11 protein-coding genes, 4 tRNA genes and 3 rRNA genes are annotated in these 25,371 nt (G+C 44.0%); 11 read left to right on the top strand and 7 right to left on the bottom strand.

Annotated features, from left to right (window positions below; all coding sequences use genetic code 11):
- Window positions 1-181 precede the first annotated feature (181 nt).
- The 6 genes from ACR64J_RS03210 to rrf all read left to right on the top strand — a co-directional run bounded on the left by ACR64J_RS03210 (window position 182) and on the right by rrf (window position 10,343).
- Window positions 182-3,799, top strand: a complete 3,618-nt coding sequence (locus ACR64J_RS03210) for an ESPR-type extended signal peptide-containing protein (RefSeq protein ID WP_435950398.1) — start codon at window positions 182-184, stop codon at window positions 3,797-3,799.
- A gap of 775 nt (window positions 3,800-4,574) precedes the next feature.
- A 16S ribosomal RNA gene (locus ACR64J_RS03215) occupies window positions 4,575-6,113 on the top strand.
- A 252-nt stretch (window positions 6,114-6,365) separates the two neighbouring features.
- Window positions 6,366-6,442: transfer RNA gene (locus ACR64J_RS03220), tRNA-Ile, on the top strand.
- A gap of 208 nt (window positions 6,443-6,650) precedes the next feature.
- A tRNA-Ala gene (locus ACR64J_RS03225) sits at window positions 6,651-6,726 on the top strand.
- A 426-nt stretch (window positions 6,727-7,152) separates the two neighbouring features.
- A 23S ribosomal RNA gene (locus tag ACR64J_RS03230) occupies window positions 7,153-10,012 on the top strand.
- Between the two features lie 216 nt (window positions 10,013-10,228).
- Window positions 10,229-10,343: ribosomal RNA gene (rrf, locus tag ACR64J_RS03235) — 5S ribosomal RNA — on the top strand.
- Together the 16S, 23S and 5S rRNA genes with 2 tRNA genes alongside form the textbook arrangement of a ribosomal RNA operon.
- A gap of 277 nt (window positions 10,344-10,620) precedes the next feature.
- On the opposite strand, the gene ACR64J_RS03240 is transcribed toward rrf, so the two are convergent.
- Window positions 10,621-12,363, bottom strand: a complete 1,743-nt coding sequence (locus tag ACR64J_RS03240; protein WP_435950399.1) for a hypothetical protein — start codon at window positions 12,361-12,363, stop codon at window positions 10,621-10,623.
- A gap of 162 nt (window positions 12,364-12,525) precedes the next feature.
- Here ACR64J_RS03240 and ACR64J_RS03245 point away from each other — a divergent pair, with 162 nt between their 5' ends.
- The 3 genes from ACR64J_RS03245 to ACR64J_RS03255 all read left to right on the top strand — a co-directional run bounded on the left by ACR64J_RS03245 (window position 12,526) and on the right by ACR64J_RS03255 (window position 14,102).
- Window positions 12,526-12,939 carry an OsmC family protein gene (locus tag ACR64J_RS03245; RefSeq protein WP_435950400.1) on the top strand — a complete coding sequence of 138 codons (414 nt, stop codon included), beginning with the start codon at window positions 12,526-12,528 and terminating at the stop codon, window positions 12,937-12,939.
- Window position 12,940: 1 nt separating this feature from the next.
- Window positions 12,941-13,405: a flavodoxin family protein gene (locus ACR64J_RS03250; protein WP_435950401.1), complete on the top strand. Its 465-nt coding sequence runs from the start codon at window positions 12,941-12,943 to the stop codon at window positions 13,403-13,405.
- A 73-nt stretch (window positions 13,406-13,478) separates the two neighbouring features.
- Window positions 13,479-14,102: a DUF938 domain-containing protein gene (locus ACR64J_RS03255; RefSeq protein WP_435950402.1), complete on the top strand. Its 624-nt coding sequence runs from the start codon at window positions 13,479-13,481 to the stop codon at window positions 14,100-14,102.
- Window positions 14,103-14,118: 16 nt separating this feature from the next.
- Here ACR64J_RS03255 and ppc read toward each other — a convergent pair whose 3' ends face one another.
- Together ppc and ACR64J_RS03265 are read right to left on the bottom strand one after the other, a co-directional pair.
- Window positions 14,119-16,896 (bottom strand): phosphoenolpyruvate carboxylase, encoded by a 2,778-nt coding sequence (gene ppc, locus ACR64J_RS03260; RefSeq protein WP_435950403.1) that lies wholly within the window; start codon window positions 16,894-16,896, stop codon window positions 14,119-14,121.
- A gap of 146 nt (window positions 16,897-17,042) precedes the next feature.
- The gene (locus ACR64J_RS03265; RefSeq protein WP_435950404.1) at window positions 17,043-17,825 is read right to left on the bottom strand and encodes a dienelactone hydrolase family protein; all 783 of its coding nucleotides are present in this window, start codon (window positions 17,823-17,825) and stop codon (window positions 17,043-17,045) included.
- A gap of 299 nt (window positions 17,826-18,124) precedes the next feature.
- Here ACR64J_RS03265 and ACR64J_RS03270 point away from each other — a divergent pair, with 299 nt between their 5' ends.
- Window positions 18,125-20,212, top strand: a complete 2,088-nt coding sequence (locus ACR64J_RS03270) for a catalase (protein WP_435950405.1) — start codon at window positions 18,125-18,127, stop codon at window positions 20,210-20,212.
- 110 nt (window positions 20,213-20,322) lie between these two features.
- Here ACR64J_RS03270 and ACR64J_RS03275 read toward each other — a convergent pair whose 3' ends face one another.
- Both ACR64J_RS03275 and ACR64J_RS03280 read right to left on the bottom strand, forming a co-directional pair.
- Window positions 20,323-21,222, bottom strand: coding sequence for a DUF3142 domain-containing protein (locus ACR64J_RS03275; RefSeq protein WP_435950406.1), 900 nt, complete (start codon window positions 21,220-21,222; stop codon window positions 20,323-20,325).
- 97 nt (window positions 21,223-21,319) lie between these two features.
- Window positions 21,320-23,596 (bottom strand): hypothetical protein, encoded by a 2,277-nt coding sequence (locus tag ACR64J_RS03280; RefSeq protein ID WP_435950407.1) that lies wholly within the window; start codon window positions 23,594-23,596, stop codon window positions 21,320-21,322.
- A 385-nt stretch (window positions 23,597-23,981) separates the two neighbouring features.
- Between ACR64J_RS03280 and ACR64J_RS03285 the strand changes: the two genes are divergently transcribed.
- The gene (locus tag ACR64J_RS03285; protein ID WP_435950408.1) at window positions 23,982-24,764 is read left to right on the top strand and encodes an MBL fold metallo-hydrolase; all 783 of its coding nucleotides are present in this window, start codon (window positions 23,982-23,984) and stop codon (window positions 24,762-24,764) included.
- Between the two features lie 88 nt (window positions 24,765-24,852).
- Here ACR64J_RS03285 and ACR64J_RS03290 read toward each other — a convergent pair.
- Both ACR64J_RS03290 and ACR64J_RS03295 read right to left on the bottom strand, forming a co-directional pair.
- A tRNA-Lys gene (locus ACR64J_RS03290) sits at window positions 24,853-24,928 on the bottom strand.
- Window positions 24,929-25,219: 291 nt separating this feature from the next.
- A tRNA-Lys gene (locus ACR64J_RS03295) sits at window positions 25,220-25,295 on the bottom strand.
- Between the last annotated feature and the right edge of the window lie 76 nt (window positions 25,296-25,371).

Here is a 25,371-nt window from a genome sequence, read left to right on the forward strand (position 1 = left end):
ACATAATTTATCTATACTATAACCGAATTATTACTTTAAGTAATCTCATGTAACTAAAAGATTTCTATAAACAATGTCTGCCTTATTTGCTTTCGTAGCGTTGTGAATAAATATGTAAATATTATCAAAAAAATATTTGCAAATTAGTTATTTAATCGAATAAGGATATCAGGACTCAATTATGCTAAACCACGTCTACCGCGTTATCTTCAATCGTTCAACAGGCTGCTATGTGGCAGTGAGTGAAATCACCAAATCGGGTGGCAAATCTAGCAAATCTACAACGGGTACCGTACCAGCTAGTACGACAGGTGCAACACTACGACACCGTGCGATAGCGATGGCGATAAGCGGTGCATTGGGTCTGACACTAGGTCTGACAACGATAAGTGCTCAGGCATTTGTGTGTGTCGACGTAAATGGTGATGGAGGAGGTAGTACTGCTAGTGGAATAAGGAACGTCGCTTGCGGCTTAAATAATACTTCTAGAGGTATTGGTGCTGTAGTAGTAGGTAATAATAATAACACTTCTGTAGGTATTGAAGTTGTAGCAGTAGGCAATGATAATAATTCTCCAAGTATTAATTCTGTAGCAGTAGGTAATAGGAATACTGCTACAGGTGTTAATAGCTCATCAGTAGGTAATAGGAGTACTTCTTCAGGTGTTAATAGCTTAGCGATAGGTCTTAACAACACCGCTTCAGCTCTTGATAGCTCAGCGATAGGTAGTAGTAACACAGCCTCAGGAGGTTTCAGCTCCGCCGTAGGTTATAGCAACGAAGCTTCAGGTGGCTTTAGCTCAGCGTTGGGTTATCGCAACGACGCCTCAGGAGGTTCCAGCTCAGCGTTGGGTCGTTCTAACGAAGCCTCAGGAGGTTCCAGCTCAGCGTTGGGTAGTTCTAACAGAGCATTAGGTTTTGCCAGCTCAGCGTTGGGTGGTTTTAACACAGCCTCAGGTGACTTTAGCTCAGCGATGGGTCGTTCTAACATAGCCTCAGGTACTAATAGCTCGGCGGTTGGTTTTGAAAATGAAGCTGGAGATTTTAGCTCAGCAATAGGTAGTTTTAACGAAGCCTCAGGTATATTTAGTAGCGTAATGGGCAGTAGCAGTGTTGCCTCAGCTACGGGTGCGACAGCAGTTGGTAGTGGTAGAGAAGATGGCCTAGTAGCTATCGATGGCGCGATAGTTCAAGCAGAGTTTGCAGCAGCTACAACAGATATAGAAGTTGATGACGAAGGTCGACGCTTCAAATTAGACACTAATAATGATCCCATATTTGAGTTCGCAGCAGCAGACTATGAAGACTTAGGCATAGGTGCAACCGCGAGTGGTATCCGAGCGACAGCTATTGGTAACTCATCAGTGGCCAGTGGTCGTGACAGCTTATCTGTGGGTACAGGATCGACGGCCGATATTGATAATAGTATTGCTCTAGGTAGTCAAAGCGTCACCACAGTCGATGCAGGTGTACAGGGTCTTGGTGCGGACACTAGAACCGATGCCACATGGCAATCGACTTTAGCCGCAGTCAGTGTCGGTGACACTAGCGACGCTGATAGCGCTAATTGGCAAACTCGTCAAATCACAGGCGTCGCCGCAGGGACAGCAGATACCGATGCGGTCAATGTGGCGCAGCTACAAAGAGTAGAGACGAACAGCTTCTCTCAAGCACAGAACCTAGCCTCTGCCTTTGGTGGTAATGCCGCGTTCAACATGAACGGCACTTTCCAAGCACCGACCTATCGTATTAATAATACTAATTATAACGACGTAGGTTCAGCATTCACAGCCGTTGATGGAAGACTGACTGACTTGCAAGGACAAATTAATAACATTGAACTTACACCAGGCCCACAGGGTGAACAAGGCATTCAGGGTGAACAAGGCGAACAAGGAATCCAAGGTATCCAAGGTGTAGCAGGTCAAGATGGCGCTAATGGTGCAATGGGTGTTCAAGGTGAACAGGGCATTCAGGGTGAACAAGGTGAACAAGGTGAGAGAGGTTTGCAGGGCGTAGCAGGTCAAGACGGTGCTGACGGTGCAACGGGTGATCAGGGCGAACGCGGCCTGCAAGGAGAGCAAGGTATCCAAGGTGAAACTGGTGCTCAAGGCGAACAGGGTATTCAAGGTGAACAAGGCGAGAGAGGTTTGCAAGGCATAGCAGGTCAAGACGGTGCGGACGGTCAGGATGGTGTAATGGGCGCTATGGGCGCTCAAGGTCTTCAAGGTGAGCGTGGTATCCAAGGTGAGACTGGTGCTCAAGGTATTCAGGGTGAACAAGGCATACAAGGCGAAACTGGTGCTCAAGGTATTCAGGGGGAGACTGGTGCTCAAGGCGAACAAGGCATTCAGGGTGAGCAGGGCGAGAGAGGTTTGCAGGGTATAGCAGGTCAAGATGGTGCTGACGGTGCAACGGGTGCTCAAGGTGCCAAGGGTGATCAGGGTGATCAGGGTGATCAGGGTGATCAGGGTGATCAGGGTGAACGAGGCTTGCAAGGCATTCAGGGTGAGCAAGGTATTCAAGGTGAACGCGGTCTGCAAGGAGAGCAAGGAGAGCAGGGTCTACAAGGTGAGCAAGGCGTAGCAGGTCAAGACGGTATCGACGGCGCTGATGGCTTAAATGGTACTAATGGCGTTGATGGTCAAGACGGCGCAATGGGTGCTCAGGGTATTCAGGGTGAACAAGGCATTCAAGGCGAAACTGGTGCTCAAGGCGAGCAAGGTTTGCAAGGCGTAGCAGGTCAAGACGGTGCTGATGGGACTGATGGCATTGATGGTCAAGACGGTGCGATGGGTGCCCAAGGTGTTAAGGGCGATAAGGGTGATAAAGGCGAATCTGGCATCAGTGAAGAAGCTAGAGCTGAACTAGTAGAGCAAATCGAAGACAGCCAAGCTCGTTTCTTTAGTGTCAACGGTTCTAGTGATAGCGAAGATGCAGGTAATTATAATGGTAACGGTGCGACAGCTGATGGTGCGATTGCTATTGGTGTTAATACCAAATCTGCAGGTACTAACAGTATCGCCGTAGGAACAGATAGCATAGTCACGGGTGATCAATCTACTAGCGTCGGCAAAGGCAACATTGTCTCAGGCGACCGATCAGGAGCGTTTGGCGATCCCAATATCGTAGGTGGCAGTGCTAATTATGCCGTCGGTAATGACAATATCATTGGTGATACGACCAGTAATTCAGTAGTCTTAGGTAGCAACGCTACCGTCGGTGCTACAGGAGCAACAGCTAACAATAATGGCACCCCAACCTTTACTGATACAACGGACGCCTCAAACTCTGTTGCTATTGGTGAGTCGGTCAACGTGCAGGCAAATAATGCAGTGGCTATCGGCTCTAATAGTAGTGTGACTAATAGCAATTCGGTAGCACTTGGTGCTAACTCACAGACTAGTGCGGATAATACCGTCTCAGTAGGTAACGCAAATAACCAGCGCCGTATCACCAACGTTGCAGCAGGTATCAATCCGAACGATGCAGTTAACGTCTCTCAGCTCAATCAAAATCGTGCTGAAGCCTTTGGTTATACAGATAGAAGAATAGATGATCTCGAAGGAGAAACTCATTCAGCCGTTGCTGGTGCTCTCGCCTTTGGCGCTCTACGCTATCCTAATGTCCCAGGCAAAGTAAGTGTTGGTCTTGGTGGCGGCACATGGGAAGGAGAGTCTGGTTACGCAGTAGGTATAGGCTATACTACATCAGATGGACAGTTCTCCATTAGCAGCGCCTTTGGAGGCAGTGGCAGTCAAAATGGTGGTAATGTCGGCGTCAGTTATACCTTTGACTAAATAACCTTTAAATTAATAAGTAGAATAAGCAAGCTTACCATCAGAAGATAGTAAGCTTGCATTAGCTTTTAATGGAGTAAAAAGTGATAAGGTAAAACATGAATATTAAATTCTTTTCACAAACCCCTTGACCCAACTTTAAACATGCGTATAATGCCACCCAGTCGAAAGGGAAGGCGGATTGAAGAATGACTTATCATTCTAACCAACCAGCCAATAGCGAGAAATTTCAAACTAACTACTTTAGTAATTAAAAATGAAATTTCAAACTAAATAAAAATACTTCTTGACTTACTAATTAAAGCGTCTATAATACGCACCTCGATAAGAGATAGGGGAAGAGACTAGCTGATAATATTAGCGAAATCAGAACCTTAACTTAGCGAAACAAATTATAAAAAGAGTTGACAAACTAATCTACTATGATAAGATAGTCGGCTCGCTAGATAGCAAAGACCCTAAGGGTTTGAAGCGAATTTAGCAAACAAGATATTAGATTAAATCACTGACTGGACGACAGCAGTGGAACACTATTTAAAAGCGAAACTAAAGAACAACTTGTGTGGATTTTTGCTGAGACAAGAATGCTAAAAATAAAGTTGACTATCTTCTCTTTTCGGGAAGATTATTAACTATAAAAATTATCATTTAATCAGCAGAAAAACTCAAAGTTAATTCATTACGAACATAATTTAAAGCGATTTTGCCAGATTAGATGAGCCAAAGATTAGAAGTCGTCTTACTATTTTATAGTGAAAGACTTCATAGTTAGATTAAACTGAAGAGTTTGATCATGGCTCAGATTGAACGCTGGCGGCAGGCTTAACACATGCAAGTCGAGCGGTAACATTTCTAGCTTGCTAGAAGATGACGAGCGGCGGACGGGTGAGTAACACTTAGGAATCTACCTAGTAGTGGGGGATAGCACGGGGAAACTCGTATTAATACCGCATACGACCTACGGGAGAAAGGGGGCATCTTGATGCTCTCGCTATTAGATGAGCCTAAGTCGGATTAGCTAGATGGTGGGGTAAAGGCCTACCATGGCGACGATCTGTAGCTGGTCTGAGAGGATGATCAGCCACACCGGAACTGAGACACGGTCCGGACTCCTACGGGAGGCAGCAGTGGGGAATATTGGACAATGGGGGCAACCCTGATCCAGCCATGCCGCGTGTGTGAAGAAGGCCTTTTGGTTGTAAAGCACTTTAAGCAGTGAAGAAGACTCAATGGTTAATACCCATTGACGATGACATTAGCTGCAGAATAAGCACCGGCTAACTCTGTGCCAGCAGCCGCGGTAATACAGAGGGTGCAAGCGTTAATCGGAATTACTGGGCGTAAAGCGAGCGTAGGTGGCTTGATAAGTCAGATGTGAAATCCCCGGGCTTAACCTGGGAACTGCATCTGATACTGTTAGGCTAGAATAGGTGAGAGGAAGGTAGAATTCCAGGTGTAGCGGTGAAATGCGTAGAGATCTGGAGGAATACCGATGGCGAAGGCAGCCTTCTGGCATCATATTGACACTGAGGTTCGAAAGCGTGGGTAGCAAACAGGATTAGATACCCTGGTAGTCCACGCCGTAAACGATGTCTACTAGTCGTTGGGTTCCTTGAGGACTTAGTGACGCAGCTAACGCAATAAGTAGACCGCCTGGGGAGTACGGCCGCAAGGTTAAAACTCAAATGAATTGACGGGGGCCCGCACAAGCGGTGGAGCATGTGGTTTAATTCGATGCAACGCGAAGAACCTTACCTGGTCTTGACATATCTAGAATCCTGCAGAGATGCGGGAGTGCCTTCGGGAATTAGAATACAGGTGCTGCATGGCTGTCGTCAGCTCGTGTCGTGAGATGTTGGGTTAAGTCCCGCAACGAGCGCAACCCTTGTCCTTAGTTACCAGCGGGTTAAGCCGGGAACTCTAAGGATACTGCCAGTGACAAACTGGAGGAAGGCGGGGACGACGTCAAGTCATCATGGCCCTTACGACCAGGGCTACACACGTGCTACAATGGTAGGTACAGAGGGCAGCTACACAGCGATGTGATGCGAATCTCAAAAAGCCTATCGTAGTCCGGATTGGAGTCTGCAACTCGACTCCATGAAGTAGGAATCGCTAGTAATCGCGGATCAGAATGCCGCGGTGAATACGTTCCCGGGCCTTGTACACACCGCCCGTCACACCATGGGAGTTGATTGCACCAGAAGTGGGTAGCCTAACCGCAAGGATGGCGCTCACCACGGTGTGGTTGATGACTGGGGTGAAGTCGTAACAAGGTAGCCGTAGGGGAACCTGCGGCTGGATCACCTCCTTATAGACGGCATTCGTCTTAGTAAGAATTCACAACAAGTTGTTCTTTAGTTTAGTTTGTTTATAAGCCTTAGGCGAATAGGCATTGCGATATAGCCAAGCTATTTGAAAATCCTATTTAAAGGATTTACTCTTGCGAAGCTAAAAAAGCGATAGTCTTTAATGCTTAACTTGGAAGCTGAGTTAATTGAAATTTCTATTTAAAGAAATTTCCTTGCGCTCGGGTCAAAGCAGTGCTTTGACGATTTCCTCGCTCAGGCCTGTAGCTCAGCTGGTTAGAGCACCGTGTTGATAACGCGGGGGTCGGCAGTTCAAGTCTGCCCAGGCCTACCATTATTTAGGTACAGTGCTTAAAACAGTTAGAAACGCTCAGACGTAAGCAAGACTTATAGAAAATTGCCTTTAAGCAATTTTCTCTTGCGAGCCTAGCGAAGTAAAAGGCTTTAAGGTTTAAGAAGGGTTAGGGCTATCAGCAAATCCCCTTTAAGGGATTTACTCTTGCGCTCGGATCAAAGCGGTGCTTTGATTGTATCCTCGCTCAGGGGCCATAGCTCAGTTGGTAGAGCGCCTGCCTTGCACGCAGGAGGTCAACGGTTCGACTCCGTTTGGCTCCACCATTAATAAACAAGCCCGATTGAATAGAATATATACATAAGCATAAATAGAAACGAATGATTCGACTTATAACAAATAAGTACTGATTATTTCTTTCTGTTTTATACAGAACTTACTACTCGACGAGAGAGTAAGAACTATTTAAAAACATAGATATGAGTCTGGGTTAGGAAGAGCGTGTTCACGCGCACTTCTTAACCTTAATAACTCACCTCTTAACGACATCAGTTGTTATCCCAGGGGTGAGTTATTAAAAAAGTAAAGAGAACTGAATCAAGCGTAAACATAGGTGATATCGTTATAATTGCGAAACCAACCTGTTAAGTACCAGATCTGTTCAGTAGTAAAATACCTCGAATTACTTCGAGGCTACTTTTACTACTAATAGAGATAAACTTAGCAAGTAAATAGACCCTTTGGGGTTGTATGGTCAAGTAATTAAGCGCACATGGTGGATGCCTTGGCAGTCAGAGGCGATGAAAGACGTGACAGCCTGCGATAAGCTTCGGGGAGGCGGCAATATCCTGTGATCCGGAGATTTCTGAATGGGGAAACCCACCTAGCATAAGCTAGGTATCCTAATTTATTAGGAAGCGAACGAGGGGAAGTGAAACATCTCAGTACCCTTAGGAATAGACATCAAATGAGATTCCCCAAGTAGCGGCGAGCGAACGGGGAGAAGCCGATTGATATTAGAATAGAAGAACAGCGTGGGAAAGCTGACCGTAGTAGGTGATAGTCCTGTATTTTAAATTCTAGTATTGACATATTAAGTAGAGCGGGGCACGAGAAATCCTGTTTGAAGATGGGGGGACCATCCTCCAAGGCTAAATACTCCTGACTGACCGATAGTGAACCAGTACCGTGAGGGAAAGGCGAAAAGAACCCCTGTGAGGGGAGTGAAATAGAACCTGAAACCGTGTGCGTACAAGCAGTGGGAGCCTTAATTTATTAGGGTGACCGCGTACCTTTTGTATAATGGGTCAGCGACTTATATTCTGTAGCAAGGTTAACCGTTAGGGGAGCCGTAGGGAAACCGAGTCTTAATAGGGCGTCATAGTTGCAGGGTATAGACCCGAAACCGAGTGATCTATCCATGAGCAGGTTGAAAGTGCCGTAACAGGCACCGGAGGACCGAACCCACTGTCGTTGAAAAGCCAGGGGATGACTTGTGGATAGGGGTGAAAGGCTAATCAAACTCGGTGATAGCTGGTTCTCCCCGAAAGCTATTTAGGTAGCGCCTCGGACGAACACCATTGGGGGTAGAGCACTGTTTCGGCTAGGGGGTCATACCGACTTACCAAACCGATGCAAACTCCGAATACCGATGAGTGATATCCGGGAGACACACAGTGGGTGCTAACGTCCATTGTGGAGAGGGAAACAACCCAGACCGCCAGCTAAGGCCCCAAATTCCTAGTTAAGTGGGAAACGAGGTGGGAAGGCATAGACAGCTAGGAGGTTGGCTTAGAAGCAGCCATCCTTTAAAGAAAGCGTAATAGCTCACTAGTCGAGTCGGCCCGCGCGGAAGATGTAACGGGGCTCAAACTAGGAGCCGAAGCTGCGGATTTGAATTTGTTTTCAAGTGGTAGGGGAGCGTTGTGTAAGCCTGTGAAGGTGCATTGTAAAGTGTGCTGGAGGTATCACAAGAGCGAATGCTGACGTGAGTAACGATAATGGGTGTGAAAAGCATCCACGCCGGAAGATCAAGGGTTCCAGTCCAACGTTAATCGGGGCTGGGTGAGTCGACCCCTAAGGCGAGGCCGAAAGGCGTAGTCGATGGGAAATCGGTTAATATTCCGATACTTGTTTATAATGCGATGGAGGGACGGAGAAGGTTATGTCAGCCTGGCGTTGGTTGTCCAGGTGAAAGGATGTAGGCTTGTGGCTTAGGTAAATCCGGGCTGCAATATGGTCGAGATCTGATAGCAAGTCCTACTTGTAGGACGAAGTGGCAAATACCATGCTTCCAGGAAAAGCTTCTAAGCAATAGTTATAAACGAATCGTACCCTAAACCGACACAGGTGATCAGGTAGAGAATACCAAGGCGCTTGAGAGAACTCTGCTGAAGGAACTAGGCAAAATGGTACCGTAACTTCGGGAGAAGGTACGCTGCTGATGGTGATAGGACAAGCTCCTTGAGCTGTTGGCAGTCGCAGATACCAGGCTGCTGCAACTGTTTATTAAAAACACAGCACTCTGCAAACACGAAAGTGGACGTATAGGGTGTGATGTCTGCCCGGTGCTGGAAGGTTAATTGATGGGGTTAGCGTAAGCGAAGCTCTTGATCGAAGCCCCAGTAAACGGCGGCCGTAACTATAACGGTCCTAAGGTAGCGAAATTCCTTGTCGGGTAAGTTCCGACCTGCACGAATGACATAATGATGGCAGCGCTGTCTCCAGCAGAGACTCAGTGAAATCGAAATCGCAGTGAAGATGCTGTGTACCCGCGGCTAGACGGAAAGACCCCGTGAACCTTTACTACAGCTTTACATTGAACTTTGACCTGACTTGTGCAGGATAGGTGGGAGGCTTTGAAGCCGAGACGCTAGTCTTGGTGGAGCCAATCTTGAAATACCACCCTGGTCATGTTGGGGTTCTAACTCAGGTATAACAGTACCGAGGACAATGTATGGTGGGTAGTTTGACTGGGGCGGTCTCCTCCTAAAGAGTAACGGAGGAGTACGAAGGTGCGCTCAGACCGGTCGGAAATCGGTCGTAGAGTATAAAGGCAAAAGCGCGCTTAACTGCGAGACCCACAAGTCGAGCAGGTACGAAAGTAGGTCTTAGTGATCCGGTGGTTCTGTATGGAAGGGCCATCGCTCAACGGATAAAAGGTACTCTGGGGATAACAGGCTGATACCGCCCAAGAGTTCATATCGACGGCGGTGTTTGGCACCTCGATGTCGGCTCATCTCATCCTAGGGCTGAAGCAGGTCCTAAGGGTATGGCTGTTCGCCATTTAAAGAGGTACGCGAGCTGGGTTTAGAACGTCGTGAGACAGTTCGGTCCCTATCTACCGTGGGCGTTGGAAATTTGAGAGGAGCTGCTCCTAGTACGAGAGGACCAGAGTGGACGAACCACTGGTGTTCGGGTTGTCATGCCAATGGCATTGCCCGGTAGCTACGTTCGGATGGGATAACCGCTGAAAGCATCTAAGCGGGAAGCCCACCTCAAGATAAGATTTCCCTAAAGAGCCGTTCAAGACTAGGACGTTGATAGGCAGGGTGTGGAAGCACAGCGATGTGTGTAGCTAACCTGTACTAATTGCTCGTTTGGCTTGACCATACAACACCCAAGTGGTTTGTAATTATCTATTGAGTGACAATTATGCGTCTGTCACGCACCTTCAATGACTTGAAGGTCCCTTGACAGATAAAACGCACAATGGTTATTCATAGAATGGTAAGCATTATATCGATATCACCTTTATCCTTGATTCAGTTAGGATAGTGATACTTAAGTCATTAAGTAAAACCAACAGACTCATATCTAACCCCCTTTGCTGACGACAATAGCACGATGGCACCACCTGATCCCTTCCCGAACTCAGAAGTGAAACATCGTTGCGCCAATGGTAGTGTGGCTCCGGCCATGTGAGAGTAGGTCATCGTCAGCTCTCTATTCTAAGAAGAGTCATCCTTAATCGGATGGCTCTTTTTTTATCTTTCATTTAGTCATTACCATGTGACCTACGCAGCCAATCCTATTTAAAGGATTGGCTCTTGCGAACCTAAAATTGACATGCAATTTTTTAACGGTTCTCAGGTCATCGTCAGCTCTCTATTCCTAGACTAGCCCAATCCTGTTTATTCAGGATTGGGCTTTTCTTTGTTTTATGTTTAAAAAGAGCTGTTACGTACAGCTCTAATCATATCAACTCTTATATAACATTCTTAAACTTGGGATTTCCATTCTTGGTTAGACTCAAATATGTCTTGATATACTGCCTCTTTAATAGAATCAGCATTAAAACGACTTCTGTTTTCGCTCAGTCTCAATACTCTAGGCAGTCGACTGATTCCTAATTCACCATCTGCTAATGCGTAATGTCTATATTTTTCATTGATAATTTCATTACACTCGAACTCAGGGTATACCATTCCTTTGTTTTGACTTTTTGCCATTCTGACAATGAAGATAAATAGATCTTCATTTACCGATTGTTCTGTCTCTATGATGTCTTCTAGTGAATAATTAGGCGTCTTGCCTGCTTTCAATTTTTGCCAAAAACTACCTTTCTCTTTAACTTCATTATAATTCGCTATATTATCTTTATAAGACTGTAGCTCGCTTAAAGAGATTTCAGTCTCTTCTAACTTTTCTTTAACTGTTGTTAAGGGTACTTTAATATGATCGGCATGTTCCTCTACTCTTTGCTGCTCAGCATTTAGTACCAAACGTAATTTATCTAATAGTTTGCGCATAGCGATAAGCTTTATAACCATGACCTCACCACTATCAGAATACATCACTAAAGGTTGCAGTCTAAAATCTTGAATATTATCACTCATCTGTTTTGCTAATTGATCTAAATGATAAAACAGATAGTTTCGATCATTAATATCGTTTTCTGTCAGTTTGATGACATTAGGTAGTTTTTGTAGTATTAGCAGAGATAACTGTTTTTCATACTTGATAAGACGTTCTTTGATTATAACTTCAGGTTGACTACCATCTTGTTCGAGCGGCTCTTTAAGTAAAGGTTTTAAATAGCAGCTGTATAAGCGTTTAATTTCATTCACAAATTTTAAGATAGTATCAGACACTCCTCTATCGAGTGTATATAATCTGGACATACAGTAAGAAGAATGCGTGAGATATTTAGAATCCTTCATACGCTTTTTGTCTAGTACAATATGAGTAAGATAGACAAACTGATGGTGACCGCCGCCGCTACTATCCTCATGTAAAAAACGTCTAAAAGAGTACGGGTTTTTATCGATCTGATCTGCAATACCAATCAAAAACCAGTAACGCTGTCCTTCAACGATAAAGAACTTTCTATCTAAGCCTTCTTTTTTGATAAACGCTGGAAAATGTGTAAGTTCTTGAAATTCTAAATCAGAGGAATCCCAACTTCTAAAGTCTCTACCTTGAATCTGCTGCTTGATAAAGACTTCTTTAAAATAGGACTTCACGATATCATCATTTAGCTGACGTAGACCTGAATGTATGGTTAACTCTATAGTGTCAATCCAGTTTGCTAACTCGTATAAAAATGCTATTCGTATTCTATGACGACTTTTTTGATCTAGTAGAGAATCATGAACCTCTAAATTATCTAAGTAGCCAAGTAGTGCTTCAACTTTATCAGCCAAAGCTATCGCGTTATAAGCTTTAATGTCAGAGCTTACGACTTTGAGCATATGAGAGGCAATGGAAATCAGATCTTTATTATTAGTTTTGATACTACCAATCGTAAAAGACAGAGTTTCAGGACGCTTATAGACTAATTTTTTGTCTGCACTAATCGTTATACCGCGAGGCTTTAGTATATTCTTATAGATACTGTACTGACTTTTCTTGTGCAATTTGGGCAATATTTTTTCAACGGATTCATACCAATCAGAGCTAAGTGCGGGATCTATAGATTTTAGCTTGTAAAGCTGATACTCAGATAAGTCATGAATATTCATGATTTGAAGTCCTTTAGGCATTCGGTCAATTGTATGACATACTAAATAAGCAATTGTAATGCACAATTGTCATAGGATAAACCATCAGCTGATAATAATTAAAAAAGTTTACAACTAAAAATTTTAAATGAATAAGAATCTATATAAATGAGGAAGAACAATATGAGTACGTCAAAAGTTAATTACCAAGGCTCACTTCGTACGAGCGCAGTGCATCTGCAATCTAGCAACGAAATTATCACAGATGCGCCAACGGATAACCAGGGTAAAGGCGAGGCGTTTTCGCCAACGGATTTGTTAGCGACTAGCTTAGCCAGTTGTATGCTAACTATTATCGGTATTAAAGCTGCTGATCTGGGTATTGATATTACGGGCACTACAAGCGATGTGACTAAGATCATGGAATCTGATCCAAGACGAGTTAGTGAGATACACGTCGCTATGCATTTTTTACAGAAGCTAGATGATAAAACACAAAAAGTGTTCTACAACACAGCATTAACTTGTCCTGTGGCTCGTAGCCTCCACCCAGATGTGGTTCAAAACGTAACCTTTAGCTATGCAGATGGTGGTTGATATGACGACCAAAACATTACTCATAGTTGCTCATTCGCCCTCAAAGAATACCAAAAAACTAGCACAAGCAGCTTTTGATGGCGCCAACCATCCCGATATTGATATCAATGTGGTACTCAAGTCTCCGCAAGATACGCAGCCTGAAGATATAATGGCAGCAGATGCTTTGCTATTAGGCACGACAGAGAATTTATCTTACATGGCAGGATTGACCAAAGATTTTTTTGATCGCTGTTATTATCCGGTTTTGGAGCACAAGCAAGGCCTACCTCTCGCACTGTATATCCGAGCAGGGTATGATGGTACAGGGACTAAACTGGCTATGAAGACGATCATCACGGGTCTGCGCTGGAATCAAATTCAAGATACGCTCATTTTAAAAGGGGAGTGGCAAGAGGAGTTTACTGAGCAAGTAAAAGAACTTGCTATGACTTTAGCTGCTGGGGTAGAAGCAGGTATTTATTAGTTAAATAGCTAACGAAGATATAAACAGAATTTAGAGCACTAAGATCAAACTAAGTAATTTGGACCAAAAAGCTATGACTTCTCCATTACCGTTTTCTCAAGCTTGCGAAAATAACAAAGACGTTATCTTAAAGGTTTTGCAAGTAGAGCTGCAAGGTTATACGCGGGTGTTAGAGATAGGCTCAGGAACGGGTCAGCATAGTGTATATTTTGCACCAAACTTGCCTCATTTGATTTGGCAGACTAGTGATGTTGTGAGCAACCACTCTTATATAAAAGCTTGGCATGATGCTTATCCTACGACCAATTTAAGAGCGCCATTGGCATTTGATTTAACTTGTGATTCCATTCCACTGACTGATAATGTCAGAGACTCTTACGATGCTGTGTTTACTGCCAACACGTTTCATATTATCAGCTGGTCTTTGGTTCAGACCTTGATTGAATTAGTAGGTAGTGCATTACCTATGAATGGCAAGCTCATCGTCTATGGCCCGTTTAATGAAGATGGCAGGTACACAAGCGAGAGTAATCAACGTTTTGATTTATCATTAAAACAACGTGATGCCGCTAGTGGTATCCGTGACAAAGAGGACGTCCTCACTCTAGCAAAGAAGCATGATTTACAGTTATCAACGCAATACGATATGCCTGCAAACAACCAAATATTGGTGTTTCAAAAAAGAGTGCAGACATAAGGTAGAGATGCCACTGCTATCCTGTGTTACGTAACCCTGCTGCGAGAGCATTTATACTACGAATCAGGGGATCTTCTACAGCGAGCTTATCCTTGTCGTCATCAGCATCACCCTTTTGCCGTAAGCGTTTGAGCAGCTCAATTTGGATGTAGTTAATCGGATCTAAGTAGGCATTACGCCATTCTAGCGATGCCGATAGCTCTTGTTGGTTGGATAATAAAGACTGCTGGTTGAGCAGTGAGTTAAGACCAGAGTGAGTTAGCTCATGCTCTTTGACTACATCATTCATAATATGCTCGCGCAGACTCTCATCATCGCAGAGTAAGCTGTAGGCGCGCGCAATGTCCATCTCAGACTTGGTAAATGCCATCTCTATGTTACTTATAAAGACAGTAAAGAAAGGCCAGTTGGCGTTCATCTCCTTCATCAGCTCCTCGTCTTGTTTAACGCTATTCAAAGCGCTACCAACGCCGTACCACGCAGGTAGGGTAAAACGCGCCAGCGACCAGCCAAATACCCAAGGTATGGCGCGAATCGTTGACTTGCTCGGTAAGCCTTTTTTACGATGCGCAGGACGCGAGCCGATATTGAGCAGGGATATCTCTTGTACAGGGGTCGCCTGCGAATAAAATGAGTAGAATCCTTCGGTGTGATCAGTGAGTGCCCGATATTGGGTTTCACCAGCATCGGCCAGACGCGCGAATAAATCCTCATAACGCTCTAAGTGCTGAGGCTGTTCTAAAAACTTAGAAGAACTGGCTTTGAGTGCGCCTGTGATACCCATAGTCAGCTGGAAAACGGCAGTGTCTGGATTAGCGTACTTGGCATATAGTACTTCACCTTGTTCAGTGAATTTGATTTGACCATCTAGAGTGCCTGTAGGTTGAGCGGCAATAGCTTGATGAGTTGAGCCACCACCACGGCTAATTGAACCGCCGCGACCATGAAATAGACGCGTATGGATTCCGTATTCATTAGCGATACGCGTGATGGTCTGCTGGGCGCTGTATAACTGCCAAGCTGAGGTTATTATGCCGCCATCTTTTGAAGAGTCAGAATAGCCCAGCATAATCTCTTGAGTATTATCGGTTTGCTCAAGGAGCTGGCGATACAGTGGATTGTCTAAGACAGTAGGTAATATTTTATCGATATTTTTAAGATCATCGATCGTCTCAAACAAGGGCGCAACAGGTAGTGCTGCAAATAAATGCCCCTTATCATCAATACCAGATAACCCTGCAAAACGCATGAGTAGTAGCACTTCTAAAATCTGACTGGCGTTGTTGGTCATTGAGATGACATAACTACCAAAGGTATCATCGCCGACCAGTTTACGAAGATTAGCTACTGTCTGCATTAAAGCCAGCTGTTCACGGGTTTGCTCGCTCAAATGATCACTATAAATAAGCGGTGTCCCTGGGTTTTTGAGCAAGCGCGTTAGCCATTCTTGACGTTCTAATTCGTTAAGGTGGTGATAATCAGGTAGGTTTGAGGCATTGGCGAAAATGTCAGCGATAACCTCGCCGTGATAGCCTGAGTCTTGACGGATATCAAGCGCCGCTAGATGAAATCCGCAGGTTTTGACCAAGCGTATCATATCGAGCAGAGCACCGTCGGCATGTGCCTTATCATGCTTATTGACACTCTGGCGAATCAGGCGTAAATCATCTAATAAATCTTGTGGCGTTAGATAAGCGTCAAATGCAGCTTGCGTATCTGTGCCTAGGCTTTGAATATGCTCATTAGTGGCTTTGACTTTAGCAAGAATAATCGATAGCAGCCTACGATACGGCTCGTTGTTATAGTCATTAAGATTATAGCCAAACACTTTTTTATCCAGCTCACTATAGTCTTGAATACGAGCATAAACGTCTGGTGCAATAGTGACGACAGTATCGCTATGAATAAGCTCACGGCGTAATTGCTTGAGTAATACCTGATAATGACGCAGCACCGTATTGGCATGCATAAGGACTGCCATCTCAGTCGTCTCGTGCGTGACAAACGGATTGCCGTCTCTATCACCACCTATCCAAGAGCCAAAATTGACAAAGGCGGGTAGGGGATAGTCGCTTAATTCAGGATAGATATCGACAAGGGCGTTCTTTATGTTGCGGTACACTTTGGGGATGGCGGTGAACAAACTGGCATTAAAATAGTGCAGACCGTTATTGATCTCGTCATAAACCAAAGGCTTGCGCGTGCGCACCTCGTCTGATGACCACAGTAGATCGATGATCTCAGCTGTTTTTTGTTTGGCTTGCTCAAACGCTAAGCTCTCCTCAGACACGTGATTTAGTGCATCACTATGCTCATACAAAGACTGCAAGATATTCATCGTCGTGCGTCTGCGCGCCTCAGTCGGGTGAGCGGTAAAGACAGGGATAAATTTTAGCTGATCGATAAGGGCTTTTATTTGCTCAGGGGTGATGTTGCGCGCGCGGCATTCTAACAAAGTACGGCGAAACGAGCCCTCCCAGCTTTGATTGGACTCAGCGCGCATGACTCGGCGCTGCTCACGCGAGTGGTTCTCTTCTGTCAAATTGGCCAAAAAAAAGTAGATAGAAAAAGCACGAATAACGTTTTTGAGGGTTGGATTGTCCAAGGAGGCAATAAGGTCGATAAGATGCTGCTTGCTTTGCGCGTTTGGCTCACGGCGCTGTTGAATAAAGCCTTTACGCAGCGTCTCAATAGTGTTCAATGTGTCCTCTCCAGATTGACGAGCTATCGCCTCTCCCAAAAACGACCCTAATAATCTGACACGCGCGCGTAATATATCATTCTGTAATAGCATCTCGTCCTCCTTGTTGGTATTTCCTAAGTTTTAAAGACAACACGCTCTAGTTTAGAGCTAAGAGGTCTAGAACTAGGGTGTGTCAATAACAAAAGTATCTATATACTCTTTATGCTATTTGTACAAAGTTATATAAGCTGATGGATCTATTTATAACTGTCTTCTAAAAACGTTAGATAACGATTCCATGAGCGCTCATCTGCACGGGCGTTGTATCTATCAGGATTATTAAAATCGGTAAAAGCATGCACCGCGCCGCTATAGGTAATCATCTCGTGCGGTACTTGACTGGCCTCCAAAGTCTTGCCAAGGGCGGTAAAGTCCTCTAAAGGAACGGCTTCGTCAGCTGTGCCATGAAAGACTAAAATCTCACCGCGAGTGGTGTTGTAATTTTGACCTGTCGGAAGCTCAAGCCCGCCGTGAAAGGGCACAAATGCTTTTTGCTCAAAACCGGATCGGGCAAGCTCTAACGCCACACTTCCGCCAAAACAATATCCCATCGTGGTGCCATTTCGAACATTATTGCCCTGCTGCTGACCTACTGTTAGTGCGCCGGCAAGTAAACGGCGCATTTTGGTTCTATCATCATACAGCTCAGAAGTCAGACGTTTTTTGTCCGCCATTTCGGTGGGGCGAATACCAGCACCGAACATATCAGCGGCTAGGACATTATAGCCCTCAGCAGCTAGCATATCGGCACGTTTTTTCTCGTAGTCTGTGAGTCCATCCCAATCATGAATAAGTAAGATAAAAGGGGCGCTTGGTCGATCCGCTTTGGCGTAATATCCTTCATAGTTTTGATTGTCTACCGTATAGGTAATGTCTGTAGCAGTGATAGCTAGTGCACTTTGACTCACAGTTAGAGCAAACAGACTTAATGATGCGCCAGCGATAAGTGAGCAAGTAGATGACTTTGACAGGAGTGACATAGAGAGCCTCTTTTTATAGATGATTAGGTGTAATAATTAAAAGAAGAGCATGCTAAGAAGATGACCTATATCTTATAGGCTTGCATAAAAGCATACCCTATAGAATAGCTACATTACAAGCACGAGTTATTAATGTAGATTTAATACAAAACGCGGCAAAAATTATCTTTGAGTAATGCAAAAGTTAACTAAATATCAACAAGGTAAACCATGTATCGGCTAGGTTTTTTGGGTACTATGAATGGTCGCTCTTTTATGAGCTTACCTATAATCGACAACCAAAAAAGCTAGGATGCCCAATGAAAACCAATATAGATCATACGGACCCCGCAGTTGATATGAACCCTACGCGCGGCAATGGTGGCGAGACGCACCAACGCGCAGGAGATGACACTAAAGCTTTAACTACGCAGCAAGGCGTCGTTATCGCTGACAACCAAAACTCCCTAAAGGCAGGCGCACGCGGGCCAACACTGCTAGAGGATTTTGTCCTTCGTGAAAAAATTAATCATTTTGACCATGAGCGTATCCCAGAGCGTGTGGTTCATGCCCGCGGTAGTGCCGCTCATGGTTATTTTGAATTGACCGAATCATTAGAAGAATATACGACGGCTAAAATTTTGACTGAGACTGGCAAGCAGACGCCGTTGTTCACGCGTTTTTCTACTGTTGCTGGCAATAAAGGCTCAAAAGATACCCCACGTGATGTACGCGGATTTGCGGTAAAAGTCTATACCGAAGAGGGCAACTGGGATATCGTCGGCAACAATATGCCGATCTTCTTTATTCAAGATGCGATCAAGTTCCCAGATTTGATACACGCGGTTAAGCCTGAGCCTGATCGCGGCTTTCCACAAGCTGCTTCTGCTCATGATACGTTTTGGGACTTTGTCTCGCTTAGCCCTGAAACCATGCACAACCTGATTTGGCTGATGAGTGATAGAGCATTGCCACGCAGCCTGCGCATGATGGAAGGCTTTGGTATTCATAGTTATCGTCTACTAGATAAAGATGGCAAGAGCACCTTTGTACGTTTTCACTGGAAGCCTGTACTCGGCGTTCAATCAACCACATGGGATGAGGCTGTCAAAATCTCTGGCGCAGATCCTGATTATCATCGTCGTGACTTGTATGAAGCGATTGATAACAGCGATTATCCAGAGTGGGAGTTTGGCGTTCAGCTCTTTACAGAAGAAGAGGCTAACGCGTTCCCATTTGATCATCTAGACTCAACTAAGCTGATTCCAGAGGAGATGGTACCTGTCAAAATAGTGGGTAAGATGGTGTTAAACCGTAATGTAGATAACTTCTTTGCTGAAACTGAGCAAGTTGCCTTCTGCTTATCTCATGTGCCACCAGGTATTGATTTTAGTAATGATCCATTACTGCAAGGTCGCTTGTTTAGCTATTTGGACACTCAGCTTAAGCGTTTGGGCTCACCAAACTTTGTGCAAATCCCTATCAACGCGCCAAAATGCCCATTTGCCAACAACCAGCAAGATGGCCATATGCAAATGCAGGTGCCAAAAACTCGCGTACTCTACGAGCCGCAAAGCCTAGATACAACGCGTCCACGTGAGAGTGTTGAAAAGGGTTTTGAGTCGTTTGCTGAAAAGTTGGATGATGGCGTCAAAGGTCGCGTACGTGCTGAGAGCTTCGCTGATCACTATAGCCAGCCGCGTATGTTTTATCGTAGCCAGACCCCTGCAGAACAAGCTCACATCGCTTCAGCTTACGCGTTTGAGCTTGGTAAGGTGGACACCGCTCACGTCCGTACTCGCACGCTAAGTCATCTGCTTAATATCGATGAAGATTTGGCAAACCGCGTAGCAACAGCACTGGGCATGGAGCTACCTGAAGCCGCTGATCCTGCTGCGCCAGTAATAGATATGGATACCTCAAAAGCAGTACAGACTATTGGTCTATCGCCTAAGACATTAAAAGGCCGCTTGGTCGGTATTTTAGTCGCAGAAGGCTCAAGTCATAGCGAAATCAAGAAATTTGAAGACGCTGTCAATGCTGAGGGCGGCATGGTCAAAATCGTCGCACCGAACAAAGAAGTGACGTTAGACGATGGTACTCGCGTACAAGCTGACGAGCGCTTAGCTGGCGGTCCATCAGTGCTCTTTGATGCGGTAGTAAGTATCATTATGCATCCACCAGCTAAAAATCTTGCAGAGGACAGCTCAGCATTAGACTGGTTCACCGATGCTTATGCGCATTGCAAGGCCATCGCTTATTGCCCTGCAACTGAAGAACACATATTGAGCAAATTGCCGATCGAAAAAGATGCTTTTGTAACCCCGCTTGATGATGTTGATGGCTTTATCGAAAATGCCAAAACTCGTCTGTGGGAGCGTGAGCCAAAGGTACGTGATTTAGCTTAATCACTCACTGATAACTAGCAAAAAACTCAGCCTAAGTGCTGGGTTTTTTGGTTTTTATAAAATGGTTTAGCTCTTTTCACAATAAAAGACTACTCAAACCACATCAATCTCTAGCGCAAAAACACCACATAACCTTTAAAGTGGGGGTTATTTTCCAAAAATTCTGCGCCTTGCCATTGACCGCCTTCAATAACACCAATCTTAAAATCAAACGGTAAGTTTTCTAACTTTTTTAGATATCGAGAGTAATCGGGCAAAGTCATTGTCCCTTGATAGGTTTGAATAACCAGCTCATCAATAGCATCATTAAGTTGCATAAACTGAGGATCATCCGCTTGGTTTGACCAATCAAGCAATCCAGTCACACTTAATTGATATTGCGCTGGCAACTGCTGACGAATACCTTTGAGTAACTCGGCGTATTTATCGAGTTGATAGGTTGGCGCGTCATAGTCTATTTGAATACCCATGACTTGATTACCTGCACGCTGCCATTTGTCCAAGCGCTCAATAAGCTGCGGCATAACCTTATCTGACCACTCTTGACTGGTTGCCCGATAGACCAGCCAAATCTTTTTATCAGTTAAAGCGCGCACGCCTAAACCTTGAGAGGTAAGCGTTGCCGGTGCCGCATGAGCCGCGTTCTCACGCGTGTTGGGACGATAGTACGGAATATTGGGCGAACGAATTTCACCTTGTAAAAGATATAAGGTATGAGCTTGGCTAAGTTTAGTGTCATCTTTGGACGGCGTCCAAATCCAAAATTGCTCGTAGTCCTTGGGATTGATAATGACACTATCGCCACCACTACCACTAACAGAAGCATCTGTGTCTGGAGAATGAACACTATTAGGATGACTAGCCTCTGAATGGGTTGGTTGAACCTTATCAGACTGACTAGTCGCAAGAGATTTTTCAAACTGAATATAAATAAAAACCGCAAAGAGCAGAATGATTAAGAAAATAGACCCTAAGACGAACCTTTTGAGTTTGAGCTGTTTATTTATCAAGTCAATATTTCCTAATACTTAACACATCTTAATGCTTAACGCGTCTCAATGTTTAACACGTCTCAATGTTTAGCACGTTCTAATTTTAGACGGGTTATTACCAGTAGTATTTTTGATTTTGTGCCCAAGTCGTATTGCTAAAGTCTGATTTTAAACGTTGAAACCACCCTTTACGGACTGACATATCCACGTCCTCATCGCTACATTGGTTATTACCAGCACTTGCAAAGCAACCAATGGCACGGTGTAGGGCATAAGCAGATAATTCATCATCTGGATTATTGGTAAATATAGCTTGATACATATCTAATCGGCTTGTATTTTTACCCTTAAAACGACTGGGTATGTCTCCTAAGTAAGGATAACTCATATCGCCTTGATCAGCAGTATGATAATACTGGTCATAATCGTTGAGATAGCTTGTGACATTAGTATCATACATAAACTCAGCCAGACATAGAGTTTGTAGTCTATCCTTTGGGTTTTGGCTGAGGCGAGTGACGGTTTTGGTTAAGTCTTGGCAGTTGATACTAGGACTTATCTTTTTGCCCTGCCAATTAAATTCATTAAAAACAGGCAAGTATTTGAGTGTCTCCTCTTGACTATCATAGCCCAAGTATTCTTGAGCATTCTTCGGAAGATAGGAGGGCTTATAGGTTAAGTAGTCTTTATAGCGCCCATGGGTCAGTGATTTGCTCAGTAGCGCGTAGCGGGCTTCTGCACCAATAGTATCGGTTGGCGAATGACTATTAGCAATTTGCTGTAATAGCGCAGGATCAGCAGAATACTTTATTATTCGTACTTTTAGAACTTGTGATTGCATGTTGGCATTATTACCAAACAGTTTGCTGTAATCATTGGTTTGATCCGCTCGAAGCGCTAACGCCAGCTCGGTTACAATATTCTGAAACGGCTGTTTGGGTAGCTTGTGCAGCCGATCCCATAGTGCATTTGCCTCATCAATATTACCCATTTGCTGCAATGCTTTTGCTTTTAGCACGTATTGGCTAAATTTCGAATACGACATTTTAATTCTTGCTACAGTAGGCGCATCGCTTGGTAAGTACTGTAAGGCAAGCTTTGGGTTGTTTTGCTGTACAAAATAATAAGTCGCCAGTAGATACTGATATAAATCCATGCGATCTTTAAACTTAGGTTTTAAACGCTCAAGCTGTCTTAATGTCAAAGGAGTAGGGGAGTTAGAAGAGCTGGCAGGTCTTAAGCGGTACAAGGCAAAACTGGTCAGTAGAATGGGGCTGTTGAAGGTGTTGATGTCGATTGACTCATTATAACTTGGGAAAAATATCCGTCGTTCGATTTCTGCTGGTAAGGCGCGACTATCAAGATTAAATTGTAGCGAGTTTGCATGATTCATTTGCCATTCGATCTCATCCACTAGCTTTTGTTGCTCATCGGCTAGCCAATAGAGCCTGCGTTGTAAGCCCCGAGCGGAAGCAGTATGATGCCCGTTTTTGAAGCGGCTCAGGTAAGAGTTGATGGCCTGTTGCGTGCCCGCAAATAGCTTTGGATCAACATTTTCGCTTTTATAGTAGTAGTCTGCCATACCCTGCTGATAAATACGGTTAATACCCGTACGAATGAGCATATAGTTGGCAGTATCGACCAGCCAAGCTAACCCAGCATTATTATTGGTTTTAATATTAGTCAAAGCGCTATAGAGATTATCGGCACTGTCAAAGTCTGACTTTTCGCCTAAATAAAAAAGCTGAGTGGCTAAGATATAGTCGGCGTATGGCTGAGCATTATCAGACCATTTTAATACAAAGGTAGGGGCGTCCTCATCTAATGGTGTAGCACGGTTGAACGAGTCGGCACATTCACTACGAACAGCCTTGCGAAACCTTATCAGTTGCAAACGCTCTTTAGATGTCAGTTTAGGATCGATTTTTAGAGCGTTTTCTAGCGCTTCCTCGCCCGTATAGAAGCTATTGCAATATTCGGCGTAGCGACTAGTTTCAGAGTCCTCTAAAAAGCTTTGCTTGGGATTCTCGACTTCATTGACCGCTGTATGCCTTAAAGTGCTCAAATGTAATGGAAAGTCATAATAACGGTAGTATTCTGAGTCAAGACCATTAGGAATGTCGAAGTTAATCAAGCCTTTATCAGCGAGTAATAGATAGAGATTGGTTTGGGTATCATTGCCAGTATCAAGAGTGGGAAAATTGATTTGACACTCGTTATAAATGCGATTGTCCAATGAGAAATTAGAGCCGCAGTAGTCACCACCGCCCGCTTTTGCAGGTATAGATAACACCAGCAGTCCTGTGGTGAAGAGTGTTAATACTAACCCTTTAATGATGGTATTTAACACAGGTTGGGTAGGCGACTTTATATTCTCCGCAACGCTATTCATAGACCACTCACTGATGATTACTTTATTAAACCCTATAAGGATAACAGGATTTTATTCTAAGAACTAAATCCAATGACTCTCCAGCACACCCTATCAAGACTATATACTAGTTCAGGCTTTTGTTCGAATGTTCATTATTAGCGCTATATTTTTTGCAACTAGGCAGTACTTTGAATAGTCGCTGTAAAATAATAGTCACAAGCGTTCACTGAATGTCGCGAGTTGTCCAACTCTAAACGTTATAATGCTAAATGCTAAAGCACTAAATATAGTCGCTAAGCTAATCATAAGATTAGCTTGAAATAGAGGTTTATAAAGTTAATTATACGGTTGTTTAATAATTACCAAAAATAAAATAAAGCTTAGTAGTAGGCTGAGAGTTATTATGAGTTTAATTGATATCGTTGCTATTGAAGGCTATATTCAGACCACTTATATGGCGGTGTATCCTGACAAGTTATTACTACTTGACTCAGGATGTCTGTGCGATGTCGAGCATATTTTGACATACATTACATATAAATTAGAGCGTCCCGCCGGGCACCTTAAGACAGTCATGGTCACGCATATGCACCCAGATCATGCGGGCGGCGCTGAGTTACTAAAACAAAAAACAGGCTGTCAAATCGTTAGTGCAAAATCTGAAAAATCTTGGTATCAAGGTATATCGGGTAGAATCTCGCACTTAAATGATTTGGGATTGACCTATTACGTAGCTCACAGACAAGGGAAGTCAATTGCCAATATTTGGTACAATCCCAACTTAAAAGTTGATATTGAAGTTCAAGATGGCGACCCGATACCGAACTTTGCAGATTGGATGGTCTTGGAGACGCCAGGCCATACGGATCGCGACTTATCATTGTGGCATGCGCAGACGAAACAAGTTTATACCGCTGATCTTATACTGATTATCAGAGACAAATTTGTATCGCCTTATCTGATTACTTTGCCTGATGCTTACCGCAGCTCACTAGATAAAGTTAAATCGTTGCAACCAGCGCTTATCTTATTAGCGCATGATAAAAGAGCAAAGATATGCGATAAGGATTTTGATCGTCTGATAGCTCGCGCGCCAAAAGAGCCCCGCAAGACCTCGTTAAAAAATGTTTTGAGTAGTGCTATAGTAAAGTTTAGATTTGCCCGTAAAAGAGTTAAAACCCCTTAGCTAGTTAAAATAGCCAAAAAAAAGCCCAGACATTATAAGTAATGTCTGGGCTTTTACGTAGTACGATAAACAAATATCAAACTAAATGTGGTGGGCCGACCGCGACTCGAACGCGGGACCAATTGATTAAAAGTCAACTGCTCTACCAACTGAGCTATCGGCCCTGAGCGGCGTAAAAAAATTGTATACAATTTTAGCCGCGCAAGAGAAAATACCTTAAAGGGGATTTTCTTAAAACATGACATCTTTATGATGTCTAACGAAAAAAGCACTGCTTTTTTAGCTTCGCAAGAACAATTTCCTTAGAGGGAAATTGTGTAAAACGCTAAACTTTAAAAAGTTCTATTTACGTTATCGTAAATTCTAAGAGCTATATATCCAAACTAGGTTTAAAACTAAAGTCATTAAGTCAATACCGAGTAGGGTAATGCACTTAATGAAGGTGCTACTAAATATGGTGGGCCGACCGCGACTCGAACGCGGGACCAATTGATTAAAAGTCAACTGCTCTACCAACTGAGCTATCGGCCCTGAGAAGCGTATAAAAAAAGCACTGCTTTTTTAGCTTCGCAAGAACAATTTCCTTAAAGGGAAATTGTGTAAAACG

Source organism: Psychrobacter sp. DM8, assembly GCF_051307025.1.
GTDB lineage: Bacteria > Pseudomonadota > Gammaproteobacteria > Pseudomonadales > Moraxellaceae > Psychrobacter.

Excerpts from the sequence above, each read along its gene's own strand:
- ACR64J_RS03210 (WP_435950398.1), top strand. The coding sequence starts at position 182 with ATGCTAAACCACGTCTACCGCGTTATCTTCAATCGTTCAACAGGCTGC.
- ACR64J_RS03240 (WP_435950399.1), bottom strand. The coding sequence starts at position 12,363 with ATGAATATTCATGACTTATCTGAGTATCAGCTTTACAAGCTAAAATCT.
- ACR64J_RS03245 (WP_435950400.1), top strand. The coding sequence starts at position 12,526 with ATGAGTACGTCAAAAGTTAATTACCAAGGCTCACTTCGTACGAGCGCA.
- ACR64J_RS03250 (WP_435950401.1), top strand. The coding sequence starts at position 12,941 with ATGACGACCAAAACATTACTCATAGTTGCTCATTCGCCCTCAAAGAAT.
- ACR64J_RS03255 (WP_435950402.1), top strand. The coding sequence starts at position 13,479 with ATGACTTCTCCATTACCGTTTTCTCAAGCTTGCGAAAATAACAAAGAC.
- ppc (WP_435950403.1), bottom strand. The coding sequence starts at position 16,896 with ATGCTATTACAGAATGATATATTACGCGCGCGTGTCAGATTATTAGGG.
- ACR64J_RS03265 (WP_435950404.1), bottom strand. The coding sequence starts at position 17,825 with ATGTCACTCCTGTCAAAGTCATCTACTTGCTCACTTATCGCTGGCGCA.
- ACR64J_RS03270 (WP_435950405.1), top strand. The coding sequence starts at position 18,125 with ATGAAAACCAATATAGATCATACGGACCCCGCAGTTGATATGAACCCT.
- ACR64J_RS03280 (WP_435950407.1), bottom strand. The coding sequence starts at position 23,596 with ATGAATAGCGTTGCGGAGAATATAAAGTCGCCTACCCAACCTGTGTTA.
- ACR64J_RS03285 (WP_435950408.1), top strand. The coding sequence starts at position 23,982 with ATGAGTTTAATTGATATCGTTGCTATTGAAGGCTATATTCAGACCACT.